We start from the raw sequence: 16,563 nt of genomic DNA, 5'->3' as shown, positions 1-16,563 counted from the left end.
TTTTATCTCCTGGTGCACCCTCTTCATGGTGTTGGTCACCTTTGCCGTGGCCATGCTGCGCTATCTTTTCGATCTTGGCTGGATCGCCATGCAGGAGTCGGTCACCTATATGCATGCGGCGGTTTTCATGCTGGGGGCTTCCTACACCTTGAAACACGATGGCCATGTCCGGGTGGATATTTTTTATCGCCCTATGTCGGAACGGGCCAAAGCGTGGATCAATCTCTTCGGTGGTCTGTTTTTTCTCCTGCCGGTAGCGATTTTTCTCTTTTCGATCAGCTGGGAATATGTGGCCGCCTCCTGGAGTGTGTGGGAAGGTTCCCGGGAAGCGGGTGGGCTGGACGGGGTGTGGCTGTTAAAGTCGATCATCCTGGCGATGCCCCTGCTCATCGCCCTGCAAGGCCTCTCCTTGATGTTTAGAAATGTCCTCCTTCTCCTCTATCACGAGGAGGTCGCCTAGATCATGGAATTCGATATCGAGTCTTACGCCGCCCTCTATATGTTCGCCGGGGTGTGCGTGGTGTTGATCATGGGCTATCCGGTGGCTTTTTCCCTGGCGGGTACGGCACTCATTTTTGCTTGGCTTGGGAGCTACGACGACGTTTTTGATGCGGTTTTTCTGGAGGCGGTGCCCAACCGGCTCTACGGCATCATGACCAATGAAACGTTGATTGCAGTACCTCTCTTTATCTTTATGGGGGTGATGCTGGAGCGCTCCCGGGTAGCGGAAAATTTGCTGGATACCATGGCGGCGCTTTTCGGTCCCATGCGTGGGGGGTTGGGTATTTCGGTCACTCTGGTCGGCATGTTGATGGCCGCCAGTACCGGTATTGTCGGGGCGACGGTGGTGACCATGGGGTTGCTTTCCCTGCCGACCATGATGCGCCGGGGGTATGATCATGGTGTCGCCACTGGCACCATCTGCGCTTCGGGTACTCTGGGGCAGATCATCCCGCCTTCCATTGTTTTGGTGCTGTTGGGGGATGTGATTTCATCCGCCTATCAGCAGGCTCAGTTGGAAATGGGGGTTTATACGCCGCGCACGGTGAGTGTGGGGGATCTTTTCGTTGGGGCATTGATTCCAGGCTTGATCCTGGTCGCCATGTATATTCTCTATCTGGTGGGGGTGGCTGTTTTTCGGCCTGAAGCGGTACCGGCTATTCCTGCGGAGGATCGGGAGGTGAGTGGGGCGGCGCTTTGGGCGAAGGTGTTGCAGGTGTTGGTGCCGCCTTTGTTTTTGATTGTGGCGGTGTTGGGTTCCATTCTGGGGGGCTTGGCGACTCCGACGGAAGCGGCTTCGGTGGGTGCGGTGGGTGCGATGGGGCTCGCTTGGCAGCAGAAGAGTCTCTCTTGGGTGCGGTTGAAGGAGGTGATGAACTCCACCACCCAGGTGACCAGCATGGTTTTTATGATTTTGGTGGGGGCATCGATCTTTTCCCTGGTGTTTCGGGGGTTTGGTGGAGATGAGTTGGTTCGGGAATTGTTGTCGGGGTTGCCGGGTGGGGCTTTTGGGGCGATGCTGGCTGTGATGGTTTTGATGTTTTTCTTGGGATTTTTTATCGATTTTATTGAAATCACTTTTGTGGTGGTACCGATTGTGGGGCCACCGCTGTTGGGGCTGGGTTTGGATCCGGTGTGGCTTGGGGTGATGATTGCGATCAATCTTCAGACTTCGTTTTTGACCCCTCCTTTTGGTTTTTCCCTCTTTTATCTCCGTGGTGTCGCCCCTCCGGAAATCACCACCGGTCAGATGTATCGGGGGATCATACCATTCATCATGATCCAGATTTTGGTGCTGTGCGCGATTGGCTACTGGCCCCAGCTGGCGACGTGGCTCCCGATGCTGGTCTACGGCCAATAAATAAATCTTTTGAATTTAAACGATTAAAAAAAAAGATGGGGGGAATTGGGGGGAATTCTTTCCCCCCAAGGTCCTTCTTTTGATCTTGATCTTGATTTTGTTTTACACCCCCCGGGGGTGTGGGGGCGAGCCCCCACGGTCTTGACTTTTTTTCCCTTTTAGCCACTTTCCCCCTTAGCCAAGAAATCAAAAGGTGTGTCTACTTTTTCTTCGAGACAGGGACGCCATTGAGCATATAGGTCACGCTGTCATCTGATGGTGGGATCTGTTTCGGTGGGTTTGATGCGGATTCCGCGACCATTTTTTTAATGACCGACGGTTGGGTTTTGTGAAGATAGGTGGTGGGGAAGGAAGATGGCTTTTCCACAACGGTATCCGCCAGTTTGTCATGCCAACCCTGTTTTTTCTTATCGAAGGCGATCCAGAAAAAGCCCATGAATAAAAACAGAGTGGATGGAATATAGCCCAGATAGCGGATGATCAGCTGTTTGGTGCTGGGGGGGCCACCGGTTTTGGCATCGGTGATGATGGCGTTGAAGAGCATTTTTCCGGGTGTGGCGGATTTAAATTTCCAGAAGAGAATGACCGCAATGGCGACCGAAAAATCGAGTATAAGCTCTGCTTGAAGAGGCAGTTGAGGGGGGCCATTTGTATCGATGGTATCTTTCATCGTGAAAATGATGACTGGGACTGTGCAGATGACAATGACGATCGTATCAATAATGCTTGCCAGGGTGCGGACCCAGAAGCCGACGTAGCGCCGTTCTTCCAATGGACTGTTTTCCATGTTTCCCCCAGTGATCAGCTGTTGGCAGCCTGAGACAGAAATGCCCGCCAGTTGTTTTTGTTAAATGATTTCAGAAGCTGTTTTCCCCTGGTATAGGCTAGCCAGGGGATCTCTTGAGCATAATCCTAAATCCGGCAGTTGGGCGTACGTACATGCCCCAGCCTCTTGATCCACCAAGTAAATCGGGAGAAAGTCTTGTGACCAATAAGGTGACAGCGATTTCTCCCAATTCACTATGCGAACCAATATTCTGCACCAGCCACACACGCCCAACTGCCGGATTTAGGATAATGCGCTGTTGATGGGATGTCTCTGGAGATTTTGTCGGATATTTCTTTCGGGGTGAGAGAAAATCAGGCGTTGGCGTTGGGGGCCAGCACCTCCCGCTTACCTGCGGAGTTGGCCTCTGATATCAAACCATCCTCGGCCATGCGATCCACAATGCGAGCGGCCCGGTTGTAGCCGATTTTGAAGTGGCGCTGCACCATGGAGGTGGAGACCTTTTTCTGTTTGATCACCAAAACCACCGCTTGGTCGTAGAGTTCATCATACTCCTCGCCACTACCGCCGCCACCTCCCGCTGCCATGCCGCCGTCACCCCCGCTGTCGTCTGATTCCTTGGCCACCAGCACAGAACTGTCATATTGAGGGCTGCCGGTGGATTTTAAAAACCGGACCAGGGTGTGGACCGATTTATCCGTCATGAAGGGGGCATGAATCCGTCTGAGCTGGGTGGTGCCAGGGGGAAGGTAGAGACCATCCCCCATACCCAGGAGTCGCTCGGCTCCCATGGCGTCGAGAATGGTCCGGGAGTCGATTTTGGAGGAGACCTTAAAGGCGATCCGGGTGGGAAAGTTGGCTTTGATCAGGCCCGTGATGACATCCACTGAGGGACGCTGGGTGGCGATGATCAGGTGCAACCCGGCTGCCCGGGCCATCTGTGCCAAGCGGGCGATAGCCGGTTCCACCTCTTTACCTACCTGAATCATCAGGTCTGCCAGCTCGTCGATCACGATGACGATGAGGGGCTTGTGCTCCAGGGGAATTGGCTCTTCCTCTTCCACTGGATGCCCGGTCTCAGGATCAAACCCCACCTTGACCCGACGGGTGGGCTGCTCGCCGTTTTCTATGCACTCCTTGATGCGTTCGTTATAACCCGCAAGCCCCCGAACACCCAGCTCCGACATCAGCCGGTAGCGCTCTTCCATCTCCTGGACCGCCCATTTGAGCAGGTTGGCAGCCTTTCGGACATCGGTTACCACCGGGGCCAGCAGATGGGGAATTCCCTCATAGATGGAAAGCTCCAGCATCTTGGGATCCACCATCAAAAACCGCACTTCTTCAGGTGTCGCACTGAAGAGGATGGAGCAGATCATGGCGTTGACCGCGACCGATTTACCCGAACCGGTGGTTCCAGCGACCAGCAGATGGGGCATTTTGGCCAGATTGCCCACCACCGGATTGCCGGTGATATCGGAACCCAGGGCTACGGCCAGGGGGCTGTTGGTTTTTTGGAAAGACTGGGAAAGAAGAACATCCTTCAGATAGACCGTATCCCGGGTATCGTTGGGGATTTCGATGCCGATGACATTTTTGCCGGGAATATTGCCCACCACCCGCACAGAGGTGGCTGCCAGGTTGCGGGCCAGATCATCCGCAAGCCCGATTACCTTTGCGGCCCGCAGTCCCGGGGCGGGGTCGAGTTCGAATGTGGTAACCACCGGTCCCGGCAGGACATCGATGATTTGCCCCTTGATTTTAAAATCCCCGAGTTTGTGTTCGAGAATGCGCGCTTTGGCATTGAGGCTTGCAGGATCGGGACCCGGGCTGTTTAGAGCTGTGGCACCTTCCAGCATGGAGAGTGGGGGAAGAGGGGATTTTTCTTCGTCATCGTCCAGGGTGGCCATTACCGGGAGGGCTGGAGCCGGTGTGGGCTCATCAGCGGGTGGTTCATCAAACGTGGCCTCTAGCGGTTCCTCTCGGGCTGTTGCTGTAGAAGAGGTCTCTTCAGAGTCGGTTTCCAGTTCTACCCAGTTTGGGGCAAACACCTGATTCTGATCCGGGCTTGGATTTGAGTCTGAATATTCCAGAGGGGCCTGATCGGTTTCACTGAAATCGTCCGGGGCGGATTCAAGCTCCGGATCATCCACTTCAAGTTCAGCGGGAGAGTTCCACTGGGCAGTGCTGAAATCAGACGGCTCGGCGACATCGGTTCCCGAAGCCATTTCAGCGAAAGAGGGGGGCCGGTCCTGGGCTTCAAAAGGGGGGACGGGCTTCTCTTCGGCTGCAATCTTTTCATCCACCAAGGAATGGTGCCGATTATCCTCCGGTGGATCGAAATTGTGGTTAAGGGATGACTGAGAGTCGGGTTTTGTTTGAAAAGAGCGACCAGGAGAGGGCGCTTCCTCGCTCTGTTGAGGAGGGTTTGTCGGACTATCCTGAAGTGTGGGATAGACGGAATCGGCCTCTTCCGCCATCTTTTCACCAGGCTCAAAAGCCGCATCATATCTTTTGAAAGCGGGGGAAGCCGTGGATTTTTCACTTTCCGAGAGCGGTGTGGCTGGGGAAGGTTCCTGAGCCATCTTCTCCGGGGCAACGGGAGGTGCCTGTTTTGCTGCTGGGGAAGAGAGGGGGGAGGTCGCCACAACAGGTGCTTTCAAGCCACTGACAACACTTTCCGGGTCATCCGATTCGCTGGTTTCTTCCGCTTCCCCTTGAGGGGTGGTTTCTATAGATGCCTGGGAAAGCTTGTGGGCATGGGTTTTGTGCCAGGCGTCAACCCGTTCGGAAAGATCGGCATCTTCCGTTCCAAACGGGGTGTCCGGGTCCATCTCGGGCTCCAGGGGGTCCGGGTCAAAGGAGTCCTCCTCAGCCCAGGGGGTGATGCCGGGAATGACCTCCTTGGGGGTGGGCTGGGGGCGCTCTGGGGTAAAATCCCTGACAGGGCCGGTTTCGTCCCAGCTTTCTGTTTCCGGCCCGTCCAGAGAGGGCTCCAGGCGAGGTTCCATCCGTTTTTTGCCCAGGCTTCCCAGGGGAGGCAACTCTTCGACCATGGGCTCCTGGCGTTGCTGGGGAACCGTGGATTTTTCATCCGCATCCCGTCGGGCAAAGGGATGGAGGATATTATCCAGCCACTTGCGCTCTTTGGGCGGCGGTGAAGCCATGTCAGCGTAGGGTTCCGGGTGGAGATCGTCTCCGGCTGAGCCTGAAGGCGTGTCAGAATCCAGCCGAGACAGATGTTCCGGATAGGGTGGATTATTGTCGGTATCGTAACGCTCTTCGTTCTTTTCATCCAGCTGGTGACCCGAATCCAGCTCCTCATCGGGTTCCAAAGCACTCTGGGGGAGATCAGGGGAATCTTCTTCAGCAAAGGCGGCATCTTCTGCGGCTTGCGCCTCGGCTTGAGCTTCTGCTTCAGCCAGGGCTGCTTCGGCCTGGGCTGCCTTTTGTTCGGCTCTTGCAGCCGCAGAGGCGCGAATTTTATCGCCGGTCCAGCCGCCGACAAAGCCCATCTCATGCTGTACCCGGTTGATAAAATCCTGTAACGAAAAACGGGTGAGCACCATCATGGAGAGTACGGCCAGGGGTACGAGCAGGATTAATCCGCCCCAAAAACCAAAGGTGCGGCGAATCGCCTTGGCTGCGAGCAATCCCAACATGCCCCCGGGCCCCGCTGGTAGCAGTGGTGTTGAGTCCGGGGTGAAAAACATCGCCGCCAACAGGCTGGTCACCACCGCCAGCATCGGTAGAGCCAGGATGCGGTCCAGATAGAGGCTGATGGGGCGGTTGCGAAAGAGTTGGAAGCCTAAAAAACCAATCAAAAGCAGCAGCCAGCCCGAAGAATACCCAAACAGTTGCAGGGTTAGGTCCGCCAGGTGAGCCCCAGCCAAACCGGCCAGGTTGCTGACCTGTTCGTCGTCCCCGGTATAGTTGAAAGAGGGATCCGAAGGATCGAACGAAAAGAGGCTGACGGCAATAAATGCGGTGAGACATAGGAGCAGGATACCGCTTCCTTCCCGCAGAAGGGTCATGCTCTTTTCGACATTTTGTTTTTGTTTGCGCCGGGATTGATTGCCTCGGGGGGGCATGCCTACATCTCCATCACCAGGGGTACGACCACCGGTCGTCGGCCCAGTCGTTTCTTGAAAAATCGACGCAAGGCCCTCAGCGCAAGCTCCCTGGGGCCAGCTGTTTCGTCATCTCGGAAATCCATCGCCTTGGGCCCCATCTCCAGGGCGGCCTCAACCGCCTCTTTGGCCTCTTCCAGCAGGTTTTGGCTTTCGTCTTCGTAGACCACACCCCGGGTCAGCAGTTCCGGACGTTGCAGGATCGCCCCCGTGGCTTTTTCAATGACCAGCACCACCGCCACCAAGCCATCTTCGGAAAGATAACGCCGATCCCGCAGGACGATATCCCCCACATCCCCCACACCCTTGCCATCTACAAAGACCCGGCCACTGGGGACAGGCTCCATCTGTTCGATGGTTTTTCCATCCAGACACACTCGGTGGCCATTTTCGATCACCAGGGTGTTTTCCTTGGGGATACCCATTTTCCAGGCCAGTCGGGTATGGCGATGAAGGTGCCTGAGCTCCCCATGGATGGGGATGAAAAACCGGGGCTTGGTCAGCGCCATCATCAGCTTCAGGTCTTCCTGGGGGGCGTGACCGGAGACATGGATTTCCGGAACATTTTTTTCGTGGATCACTTCTGCCCCGGATTTGAACAGAAGGTTGATCAGAGTCCAAATGGTGCGTTCGTTGCCGGGAATGAATTTGGAGGAAAAGACCACCGTATCCCCGGATTCGATCTTGATCTCCTTGTGCTCGCCGTTGGCGATGCGAATCAATGAGGAGTTAGGCTCCCCCTGACTGCCGGTGGAGAGAACCAGAAGCTTTTCCCGGGGGTGTTTTCGAAATTGGCGGATGTCGATCAAGGTGTCCGCTGGTGGATTGAGAAATCCCAGCCGCCGGGCTACGGTGATATTGTTGACCATGGAGCGGCCATTGAGGAGCACCTTGCGCCCACACGCCGCTGCCGCGTGAATTATTTGACCGATGCGCTGAATGTTGGAGGAGAAGGTGGCGACAATCAAAAGCCCCTCTGCCTTGTCAAATAGCTTTTCGAAGACGTTGTTGATGCCCCGCTCGGAAACGGTCGAGCCGGGGACAGTGATGTTGGTTGAGTCGGAAAGAAGCGCCAAAACGCCTTGCTCACCAAACCGGGAGAGGGCGTAAAGATCGGTGGTGAGGCTCCCATCCGGGGTGTGGTCGATTTTAAAATCCCCGGTATGGATGATGGTGCCCAATGGGGTGGTGATCGCCAACGCTGCGGCATCGACGATGGAGTGGGTGACCGGAATATAGGTGATCTTAAAGGGCCCCAGCTCAAACGGCACACCATAGCGGACTTCGTGGGTTTGGACCTTTTCCGTCAGGTTGTGTTCCCTGAACTTTCCTTCCAACAGCCCCAGGGTCATGGGCGTGCCGTAAACCGGGCCTTCCAGATCCGGCCAAATGTGGGGCAGGGCGCCGATGTGATCTTCGTGGCCGTGGGTGAAGACAAACCCTTCAATGCGGTCGCGGTTTTCTGCCAGATAGCGGGTATCCGGGATGATGACATCGATCCCGGGGGTGTCCGGGGTGGGGAAAGTCAGGCCACAGTCGACGATGAGCAGGCGCTCGTCGTATTCGTAGACCATGAGGTTCATGCCGATTTCCCCCAGGCCGCCCAGGGGGGTGATATAGAGTGGGGTAGTACTGGATTTGCTCAACGTTTTGGGTCCAATTTCGGATTGGCTTAAAGTTCTTTGTCTACTGTGGCTTCTTGTTTGGCTCGGGTCGCTTCGATGTTGCGCCCGATCAAAATGGAAATTTCGTACATGGCCATGATGGGAATGGCCAAAAAGATTTGGGTGAATGGATCGGGTGGGGTAAGAATCGCAGCGGCGACGAAGGCGAGTACGATGTTATACTTGCGTTTGGCCACCAGGGACGAAACAGAAGTAACCTGGGCTTTGATGAGCAAAACCAGCGCCACCGGCAGCTCAAAGGCGAGGCCGAAGGCGAAGATGAGTTTGATCACCAGGCTCAAATATTCTTTGAGGGTTGGCAGCGCCTCGATGGTGGGGGAGGTGAATCCCAGAAAAAATTTAAACGCCAACGGAAAGACGAACGTATAGGCGAGGCTTCCCCCCAGGAAAAAAAGCAGTGGGGTGATAATTAAAAATGGCAAAAAGGCCTTTTTTTCGTGCTGGTAGAGCCCTGGCGCCACAAATCGCCAAAATTGACTGAAGACAACCGGTAGTGCCAGAAAGAGCCCAGCGAAAAACGAGACTTTCAGATAGGTGAAAAAAGCCTCGTGGAGCCCGGTATAGATCATTTTGGCGTCCGGGCCGATCACCTCCCGCAGGGGCTTGACCAGGAAGCTGAAAATTTCTTCGGCAAACCCATAGCAGGCCAAAAAGGCGATCAGGATCGCGAAGACCGAGGTCATCATCCGCTGCCTGAGTTCGATCAGGTGGGACAGGAGCGGTGCTTTATCTTCGTGTTCCATGGCTTAAGCGTTGGTTTGGCCTTTGTTGGGGCTTGGTTCTGCCCCGTGGGAATGCGATTGTGCGGTATCGACCGGTTCCGGTTTGGCTTGGACCGGTTCCACAGGGGTGGGGTCTTCATCCATGTCGCTGGAGAGATCAAGCCCTGGCTCTGGTCTGGTGTCCAGTCCAGTGTTTGGCCCGGTGCCCAGTCCATGATCTGGATTGAGCCCTTCCAGTCCGCTACTCCCCGGAGGCTGGTGGGGATTTTGGGGCGTGCCGGGTTTGGTGCTGGCTTCAAGCTCATCCAGGTTGATGGAGTCGCGGATATCGTTCGCAAAACGATGCACCTGACGGATCGTTTTGGCGATTCCCCTGGCTACTTCGGGCAGCTTGTCAGGCCCGATCACCAGGAGTCCGATGATTACGATAATGAAGATTTCAGACCAGCCCATTCCAAGCATAAAGGGTCACTCCACCTTAGCTTGCGGCCTTGTTGTCGTCCTTCTTCACTTCCCCTTCGATAGCGGAAGGTTCAGAAGATTCGGTCGAATTTTTGAGTTGCTCTTCGGTTTCGTTCATGGCGCTTTTGAAGCTTTTCACGCCACGCCCCACATCTTTCATCACTTTGGGGAGTTTTCCAGCACCGAAGAGTATCAGGACGATCACCAGAATGATGATGAGTTCCGTGGCTCCCAAACCAAACATGGTGGCATTCTCCAGATTGAAGGCAAAGCCCGGGTTTTGGGCTGAAGCTCTAGTTTTGACTCAAGCGTTATTAAACGCACGAATTCTACAGCAAGGCAATCCCAAGCGCCAGCTTCCGCTTGCCCTGTTTTCTTGAGAATTTCATGGATTTTGATGATTTTTCACAGGGAAGTGGGTGGTGGAGGCTTCCCGGTGATTTTTAGCGGTTAGGGATTGTTTTGTGGCTCCGGCAACTTTTTGGCTTCCTCGATGGCTGATTCCAGGGTTTCTCGTGCGGGGCTGTCAGGGGGTATAATCGTAAGCAGTCGTTCCCACATGTCGATGGCCAGATTTTTTTCTCCCCCCCGCAGGGCGATTGATCCCAGGAACCAGAGGGGTTCGGGGCGGTTGGGATCCTTGGCCATGATATCCTTGAAAAGATCAATCCCCAGCCTAAACTGCTCCGGGTCGCTTCCCTTCACCTGGGATTCAGCCAGGCCGACGGCGGCATCCATATTTTCAGAATCCACGGTGAGGACGTGGGCATAGGCCTCGATGGCTTTGTCATAGCGTTGCATGTAGCTATAGGAGCGCCCCAGCTGCATCCAGCCTTCGATGTTGTCCGGTTCGTTTTGCAGGCGGGCAGCGAGGTTGGCCACCATGGTGTTGATGTCCGACTCACTGGGAGCCGCAGCCTGGGGTTCGGGGCTGGGGACTTGTTTGGGTGAGCCCATGGCGATATAGAGCCCCATGCTGAGGGCCGCCACCAAAATCAGCGCCACCGCACCTCCAGCCTTATCCACCGTTCGCTTGAGGGCGGCGTTTTGGTCATCCCCTTGATTGGCGTCGGTCGTGGCGTCGGGTTCTTTTTCCTGTTTATCCAGATTGGCCAACACCTGGGAAAGCTCTTCGCGCACTTGGCCTGCCGTGGTTCCGGCGGCCGCCTCGTCCAGATAGCCTGCCGAGGTTTCGTAGTCCAGTTCCTTCAGCTGCCGCAGGAGGGAGTCCCGTTGATTTTCCAGTTCAATCCGGGGATCCCCTTCCACACCAACAGGCAGAGGGCGTCCTCCCCGACGCATGAAGAGGGGATAAAAGACAAAAGCCAGGGTCGCCAGTGTCAGGGCGGTCAGAGTCCAGATGAAGGTCATGAAATGCGATCTTTCTTTCTTGGCGTTTTTTGAGTGAAGCAGCCCATTTTAGCCAGTTTTTCCTCCCACGGGAAATCCTTCTTGGCTATTTTTCTTGTTTTTGCGAGGAGGGCTCAGGGCTATGGAAGGGTTTAACTCTTTTCTGAATCGGGAAAACGATATTCCGAGAGGGACTCCGCCATGAGATCCCGAAAGGTTTTTTGGGTGGGGCGCCTGGGGGCGGTATAACGCAGGCATTGGGTCCAAAGGGGGGTCAGATCCGGATCGCCATTGCCAAAAAGCCGCTGGCGCATCCGCAGCCGACGATCCTGAAGGGCATGGAAAGCGGCCTGGATTTCCCGGTAACGTTGGGGAAAACGTTCCTGGGGAAAGGCCTGCAGTTGGGCGTTGAAGGCTTCCCGGATCGTTTCGTCATCGGCGTGATCAGAGATGGCCAGGATGGTGAAGGGGTTTTTCATGGGCCAAAATCCATCTCCAGTTGGTTGGGATCCTTGTCCCGTTTTTTGGTTGATGGGGGAGAGAGAGCGGAATCCGAATGGCCCCCTTTGGTCAGGGAGTCTCCGTAGAGGGAGCCGGTAATGGATGTGGAGAGGGGGTCGGCCATGGGGTTGGCAAAGGGGTTGTCCGGATAGCGCAAAATCACCTCTTGGGGCGGGGGATAGATCACCTCCTCGGGCCATTTGGCCTCCCCGGCGGTGATGTGGTGGTGCAGCAATTCCCGCTCCCCGGCCTGGTGAAAGCGCTTACAGATATATCGGGTTTCATCCAGGGTGAGGGGGAGTTGTGCCCCTTTATCAAAAAAGCTGTCCAGCCGGTTGATGGTTTCCCGGGCCATGGGCGCTCCCCGCCGGGGCAGGGCTTCCAGCATTTCGGTCAACCGCAAAAAAGCTTCCCGTTCGGGTTTGCCGCCACCCTTTTGGAAGAAGGCCTTGCGGTAGCGGGAATAGTGGTTCATGGGGAGTTTCAGCCGTTCGGCTTCCACCATCACCCAAAAATGTCCTGCCATGGGGCTGCCGATGAGTTTGATGCCGATCTGGATGTCGGTATCGCCCGCTTTTTTTTGCCGCTCCAGGAGTTTGATGAATCCCTGAAGAATTTGCACGATTCCCTGCCCGCTTGAGCTTTGCTCCAGCTCCAGGGCATGCTCAAGCTCCTTGCGGGCCAGGGTCAGGCGACCACCACGGATCTGTTTGCGGGCGTGCTCCAGATGCGCGGCAATGGCTCCCCGTCGCACCTGCCGGTTGTCGGGATCGATGGTTAACTGTCTGGTCGCCAGGTGTGCGGCACTTTTAAACGCCTTGCGGGCCATGGCTGAGGCCACGCCCAGGCTGAGAAATTCCGGATCGGCAGCAAAATGCTCAATGCTCCGGGTGACCCAGTGGTGGTAGGCTTTTTCGTCGTTGTTGTGTCGATAACGATAGAGGAGTAGCCGCCAGCTGTTTTTTTCTCCGGGATCCAGGGTCAGGCTTTCTTCCAGAAGGGGAAAGCTGGTGCGGGTTGCTTCGGGTTCGATGGCCTGCTCCAGTTGATCCAGACGGCGCAGAATGAGGGCCATCTCCAGGTTTCGTTCGCCTTGATCCTTGGGGGGTTGATCTGCCAGAGGCTCCTCTTTAAGCGCGTGGAGGCCTTTGTTCCAATAACGTTGGGCGCGTTCCAGATCCCCTTCATTTTCGGCGTGCCGTGCCAAAATATAGAACCGCTCCAGGGGGTCGATGGGGCCAAACTGTTTTTCGTGGCGGCGGATCGATTTGGGGGCGGCGCTCAGGAGGTTTTGGCAGAGGGTGCGCAAAGCTTCCGGCTCGAAAAGCTCCTCGTGGGTGAGGAGGAATGAGTGGAGCTTGGCGGGATTGTTGGCGATGGCGGTCATCTGATTGATGAGTCTCAGCCCGCTGCTTTCGATTCCTTTCAGAGCGGTGGTGAAGAGCTGCCCGGCAGGTCCAAGGCGGGGGAGGGTGTGGGCCAGGGCGTATCTGTCGAGTCCCGCCACTTCTCCAGCCAGTGCCAGACCGGAAAAGGGGGAGTCATCCGGAATTTGGCTCAGCAGAATCAATCCGGCATCAATATCCTCTTCCAGCTGGGCGAGTCCTCTTAATAGATAGACCAGGGCGGCGAAGGGGGAGTCCGGGGGAATGTGGCCCAGGCGTTTGTTCATCTCCCGATCCGCTCCCCGGCTGAAAGCGGCCAGGGCTTTTTTCGCTTCGCTCCACTCTATCTGCACGGGATGATCGGCGGGGAGCTTTTTTTTCAAGGGGGTGTTACCACTCACCAGCTGTGCGGCAATCCACTCCCAGAGGGTGTTCCAGAGTTTGGGATGTTTTTTAGCGAGAGTGGATTTGGGTGCCAGGAGAATATCCAAGAGCTTTTCCTGATCCCCCCCTTGGGCGATCAGGGGTAGATACTCTTCGGGGTCGAGGGTGGTTCCGGTCATCTCGGCCCCTTTTTCCAGCACCTCCACCGCTTTGTTGAACTGTCCCAAAAGGGAAAGTTCCATGGCCCGTCCCCGGCAGGCGGCGATGAGGGGTTTGTTCCATTTTCCCTGGGGGTCATCCTTGATCAGTTTTTTGAATGCGGCAATCGCCTCCTGGCAGCGTCCTTCGACGAGGCAGATTTCTCCGAGAGCGGCGATCTCTTCCGGGGTGGGCTTGGAGCGATTGTGCCGTTTTTTATTCATGGTGCGACCCGGTGTGTGGTGCGGCCTGGGCAAATAAGCGGTTGAGCGGGGGAGAGCCATGGACTTTAGTCGTTGACGGGATAGGCGGATCCGTCAACCTTGGCGCGTTTGATCAGGGAGTCGTTGAGCTGGTTGACCCGGTTGGCCAGGAGTTCGATCAGCTGGTTTTTGATCCCTTCCCGCAGGGTGGGGTTCATGCGGTGGAGGGTTTGGTGATCCAGCTTCATGGTGATGACAGAATCGTTGGCGATGACGTTGGTGCCCCGCCTGCGACCGGTGAGAAAGGCGATTTCGCCAAAGATGGCGCCGGGGCTCAGATGGGCGAGGGCTTTGTTGGGTAGATCATTGCGGGTGATGCGCACGGAGCCGGAGATCAGGATATGAAATGATTGATCGGTGGCCCCTTCCTTGAAAATAATTTCGTTGCTGCTGAAACGCATAAAAATATGGTCGAGGCTGGCGATACGGCGTTTTTCGCGCTCGTTGAAGGTGTTGAAAAGAGGGAGTGTTCCCAGCAATCTAAAGACGGGTTCCGACACGGACACGGTTTGGTGCTCCTTTGCCTGTGAGCCTCGCTGCCATTTTCTAACTATGCAGGATCAAAGGCCGAATGTACTTGACTGCTCTTCACATTAACAGACCAAAACCGTTTTTCACCACCATTTCCCTTTTGAATCAGGGTTTTTGGCTGGGATATCCAAGGGAGGTGTGGCATGCCTGAACTGCCGGAGGTGGAAACCATCCGCCGGGGGCTTGGGCCTTTGGTGGTGGGGCGGGAGGTGGTGGGGATCACCGTGCGCCGGGGGGATTTGCGCTGGCCGGTGCCGGAGGGGGTACTTGGGGAGCGGTGGGTGGGGGCCAGGGTGCGGGGGATCTCCAGGCGGGGCAAATATCTCCTGTTCGAGACCGGGGATGGCGCTGTGATGATTCACCTGGGGATGTCGGGGGTGTTGCGGGTGGTGGAGCGGGGTGTTTCCCCTGGCCGACACGACCATCTGGATTTTCTGTTTGATCAGGGTTTGCTATTGCGCTTGACCGATCCCCGGCGTTTTGGCTCGGTGCTGTGGCTGGAGCAGCCATTGCTGGAGCACCCTCTTTTGAATCATTTAGGGCCGGAGCCTCTGGAGGGGGATTTTACCGGGGCCTATCTATATGGTCGTTCCCGGGGGAGGAGGGTCGCGGTGAAAAATTTCATCATGGATGCCAAGGTGGTGGTGGGGGTGGGCAACATCTATGCGGCGGAGGCGCTATTTAGAGCCGGGATTCATCCGGGGGTGGCGAGTGGGGAGGTTTCCAAGGTGCGCTGGAATAGGCTCGTGATGGTGGTGAAAGAGGTGCTGCAAGAGGCGATTGAGCAGGGGGGCACCACCTTTCGGGATTTTCGCTCCAGCGAGGGCAAGCCGGGCTATTTTGCGCAAAAGCTGGCGGTGTATGGGCGGGAGGGGCAGGGGTGTTTTACCTGTGGCGGGGAGATCCGGGAGATTCGCTTGGGTAATCGGGCCTCCTGTTTTTGTCCGGGATGCCAGAAATGAGAATCATTCAATGAACTTTTCCCCCTCACCCCACTCGAAGTAAGTAAGCGAATGGCCCTATGAACTGGATTAAGGGCTACAACGGTTTCAACTAAACATGATTCTGGGCAAGGAGCACACTGAAATGACCGATATCGTTGCCACCACCGACCCCATCAGCTTGAAGGATCTTCATGGTGACACTGAGGATAAGCCCTATGCGGTGGAAGATTTGGGTGGTGGTCATGTGCTGACCGTCTTTTTCGAGAATGAGGAAAATCTCAAGGAGTATAGCAAAATCCCTGTGGAGGATGCCCACGAAGGCTACGACATCGATTTGGGCCGCCCGGCGCGCTGCGACCGCATGTGGTCCTACTGCTAACCTTTCAACTTCACAACTTCACAACTTCAACCCAAACCCCATCAACCCCATAACCCCCCGCCCTTCCCTGGGGGAGAGAAACCCCTCCCTCTCCCCCAGGTTTCATCCCCCGTCATCCCCGTTTCCCCCCGTCATCCACGTTTCACCCCCGTCATTCCCGTTTCCCCCCGTCATTCCCGCGCAGGCGGGAATCCAGAGCGCACCACGACAATGCCAGAGAAAAACGAACAACCCCAACAAGCCTCAATCTTTCTTATCCCAATCCACCTCCAACTCCGGCGGCATCTCCTCCAGATAGGGAAGTGGCGCCAACCCAGCCTCCTCACTCAACTCATCCAGCGTCACGATTCCTTCATTGTTATCCAGCCAAACATCCCCCCGCACGATAAATTGCAATCCCCAGGATAAAGGCGGCTCCCGCTTTTCCGGATGCTTCGCCAAATCAATCAACAGCGCCCGATCCGCCTCACTGGAGCGCCGGGCCATGTGCTTCGCCAGCGCAGGCCAGAGGGGATCCCCTTCGTAGGCTTTGAGGGCCTTTTTGAACGCCCGGTCATCTTCCTTGGGTTTATAGGATAGCTTGGCCGCATGCCGAAAAAGATCTTGTTCAGGTGGAAGCTCTCCCTTGCCTGGGTTTCTGACGGGTAGACACGGAAATTTGTAAAATCCCGTTTTATAACGGGATGTTGTGCAGGTTATCCCCACCCCCCTCGTGTGACTACAGTTTCTCTACTTCCTTGCGGGCATCCAATAGTTCTGAAGGCTTTGAAATTCCAAGGACTTTCATGATAGATACCGCCTCTTCTGGGATTTCATTCCGGCGAAAAATATGGCGAGAATTGATTTTGAAGCAGGTGGCCTTCACACGATCCAAATCCTCTCGAATGCGTGGCCACGTTTTGCCAACGGCTAGTTCCGCCACTCTCTGGATCAAGAGGGCCATGACACAAATCTTCACGTGAGCGGCAATTCGGAACGGCAGCC

16 protein-coding genes are annotated in these 16,563 nt (G+C 55.8%); 4 read left to right on the top strand and 12 right to left on the bottom strand.

Going from position 1 to position 16,563, the window contains the following annotated elements:
* The first annotated feature begins 25 nt into the window (after positions 1-25).
* Together HQL52_09375 and HQL52_09370 are read left to right on the top strand one after the other, a co-directional pair.
* Complete coding sequence (locus tag HQL52_09375) at positions 26-460, top strand: TRAP transporter small permease subunit (protein ID MBF0369652.1); 435 nt, start codon at positions 26-28, stop codon at positions 458-460.
* A gap of 3 nt (positions 461-463) precedes the next feature.
* Entirely contained in the window at positions 464-1,861 is a 1,398-nt protein-coding gene (locus HQL52_09370) for a TRAP transporter large permease subunit (GenBank protein ID MBF0369651.1), read from the top strand.
* A 199-nt stretch (positions 1,862-2,060) separates the two neighbouring features.
* Here the strand turns inward: HQL52_09370 and HQL52_09365 are convergent, their stop codons facing one another.
* The 10 genes from HQL52_09365 to HQL52_09320 all read right to left on the bottom strand — a co-directional run bounded on the left by HQL52_09365 (position 2,061) and on the right by HQL52_09320 (position 14,231).
* Positions 2,061-2,648, bottom strand: coding sequence for an RDD family protein (locus HQL52_09365; GenBank protein ID MBF0369650.1), 588 nt, complete (start codon positions 2,646-2,648; stop codon positions 2,061-2,063).
* A 353-nt stretch (positions 2,649-3,001) separates the two neighbouring features.
* The gene (locus tag HQL52_09360) at positions 3,002-6,736 is read right to left on the bottom strand and encodes a DNA translocase FtsK 4TM domain-containing protein (GenBank protein ID MBF0369649.1); all 3,735 of its coding nucleotides are present in this window, start codon (positions 6,734-6,736) and stop codon (positions 3,002-3,004) included.
* A gap of 2 nt (positions 6,737-6,738) precedes the next feature.
* On the bottom strand, positions 6,739-8,421 hold the full coding sequence (locus HQL52_09355) for a ribonuclease J (protein MBF0369648.1): 1,683 nt from the start codon (positions 8,419-8,421) through the stop codon (positions 6,739-6,741).
* 26 nt (positions 8,422-8,447) lie between these two features.
* A complete protein-coding gene (tatC, locus tag HQL52_09350) occupies positions 8,448-9,203 on the bottom strand; it encodes a twin-arginine translocase subunit TatC (protein ID MBF0369647.1) in 756 nt (251 codons plus the stop codon).
* Between the two features lie 3 nt (positions 9,204-9,206).
* Positions 9,207-9,644 carry a twin-arginine translocase TatA/TatE family subunit gene (locus HQL52_09345; protein MBF0369646.1) on the bottom strand — a complete coding sequence of 146 codons (438 nt, stop codon included), beginning with the start codon at positions 9,642-9,644 and terminating at the stop codon, positions 9,207-9,209.
* 16 nt (positions 9,645-9,660) lie between these two features.
* The gene (gene tatA / locus HQL52_09340; protein ID MBF0369645.1) at positions 9,661-9,888 is read right to left on the bottom strand and encodes a twin-arginine translocase TatA/TatE family subunit; all 228 of its coding nucleotides are present in this window, start codon (positions 9,886-9,888) and stop codon (positions 9,661-9,663) included.
* Positions 9,889-10,094: 206 nt separating this feature from the next.
* The gene (gene ccmI, locus HQL52_09335) at positions 10,095-11,015 is read right to left on the bottom strand and encodes a c-type cytochrome biogenesis protein CcmI (protein MBF0369644.1); all 921 of its coding nucleotides are present in this window, start codon (positions 11,013-11,015) and stop codon (positions 10,095-10,097) included.
* 131 nt (positions 11,016-11,146) lie between these two features.
* Complete coding sequence (locus HQL52_09330) at positions 11,147-11,473, bottom strand: hypothetical protein (GenBank protein MBF0369643.1); 327 nt, start codon at positions 11,471-11,473, stop codon at positions 11,147-11,149.
* Positions 11,470-13,686, bottom strand: a complete 2,217-nt coding sequence (locus HQL52_09325) for a hypothetical protein (GenBank protein ID MBF0369642.1) — start codon at positions 13,684-13,686, stop codon at positions 11,470-11,472. The genes HQL52_09330 and HQL52_09325 overlap by 4 nt, the downstream gene beginning before the upstream one ends.
* A gap of 65 nt (positions 13,687-13,751) precedes the next feature.
* On the bottom strand, positions 13,752-14,231 hold the full coding sequence (locus HQL52_09320; GenBank protein MBF0369641.1) for a cyclic nucleotide-binding domain-containing protein: 480 nt from the start codon (positions 14,229-14,231) through the stop codon (positions 13,752-13,754).
* A gap of 168 nt (positions 14,232-14,399) precedes the next feature.
* Here HQL52_09320 and mutM point away from each other — a divergent pair, with 168 nt between their 5' ends.
* Together mutM and HQL52_09310 are read left to right on the top strand one after the other, a co-directional pair.
* Positions 14,400-15,218: a bifunctional DNA-formamidopyrimidine glycosylase/DNA-(apurinic or apyrimidinic site) lyase gene (gene mutM / locus HQL52_09315; GenBank protein MBF0369640.1), complete on the top strand. Its 819-nt coding sequence runs from the start codon at positions 14,400-14,402 to the stop codon at positions 15,216-15,218.
* A 124-nt stretch (positions 15,219-15,342) separates the two neighbouring features.
* Positions 15,343-15,579, top strand: a complete 237-nt coding sequence (locus tag HQL52_09310; GenBank protein MBF0369639.1) for a hypothetical protein — start codon at positions 15,343-15,345, stop codon at positions 15,577-15,579.
* Between the two features lie 243 nt (positions 15,580-15,822).
* Here the strand turns inward: HQL52_09310 and HQL52_09305 are convergent, their stop codons facing one another.
* Both HQL52_09305 and HQL52_09300 read right to left on the bottom strand, forming a co-directional pair.
* Positions 15,823-16,065 (bottom strand): hypothetical protein, encoded by a 243-nt coding sequence (locus HQL52_09305; GenBank protein ID MBF0369638.1) that lies wholly within the window; start codon positions 16,063-16,065, stop codon positions 15,823-15,825.
* A gap of 232 nt (positions 16,066-16,297) precedes the next feature.
* Positions 16,298-16,561 carry a hypothetical protein gene (locus HQL52_09300; protein MBF0369637.1) on the bottom strand — a complete coding sequence of 88 codons (264 nt, stop codon included), beginning with the start codon at positions 16,559-16,561 and terminating at the stop codon, positions 16,298-16,300.
* Positions 16,562-16,563: the final 2 nt, after the last annotated feature.

The sequence above is a fragment of the Magnetococcales bacterium genome (assembly GCA_015232395.1).
Classification (GTDB): domain Bacteria; phylum Pseudomonadota; class Magnetococcia; order Magnetococcales; family JADFZT01; genus JADFZT01.
The sequence above is the reverse complement of the archived record's forward strand: the minus strand, read 5'-3'. Positions and strand labels throughout refer to the sequence as shown.